The organism is Vibrio sp. OPT46 (assembly GCF_015163535.1).
GTDB classification, from domain to species: Bacteria; Pseudomonadota; Gammaproteobacteria; order Enterobacterales; family Vibrionaceae; genus Vibrio; species Vibrio alginolyticus.
Genome location: NZ_JADDYG010000452.1, coordinates 15,421 through 15,962, shown reverse-complemented (window position 1 = coordinate 15,962; position 542 = coordinate 15,421). Strand labels below are relative to the sequence as shown.

Genomic DNA, 542 nt, shown 5'->3' with positions numbered 1-542 from the left:
GTTGGCTCACCTTTGAAAAGGTTGCAGCGTGAATGTTGAAGGTTGACATGCTACTCTTCCACTAAATCCGATGAATGAATCCAGTCTACAAACATCAACGTGAAAGAGATGTTATTGACATCTTTTTCACGTCCTTAGTGAATAATGTTCGGTTAAGACGAAGTCTTATTTTCGAACACCTGCCCACTTGGAGAGAAATACATGAAACGCGTACTTTTAGTCGAAGATAATCGAGAAATCGCAGGCATGCTGTTCGATTATTTTGAGTGTGCAGGTACGGAACTCGATTATGCAGACAACGGCGAACTCGGCCTGAAACTAGCGATGGAAAACACCTTCGACATCATCTTGCTCGACCTCATGCTGCCACGCATGGATGGCCTGACCATGTGCAATAAACTTCGAGATGCGGGCAACAACACACCAGTGCTTATGCTGACAGCACTCGATAGCCGTGACGATATGCTAAAAGGCTTCCAACACGGTGCGGACGACTATCTGACCAAGCCTTTCGATCTGGATATTCTTGAAGCGCGCATGAT

Annotated in this window: 1 protein-coding gene; it reads left to right on the top strand. The window is 45.8% G+C overall.

Features of this window, described 5'->3' with window-relative positions:
- Positions 1 to 201: 201 nt before the first annotated feature.
- The coding region (locus IQR33_RS33630) for a response regulator transcription factor (protein WP_228014011.1) at positions 202 to 542 on the top strand (341 nt) is incomplete at its 3' end.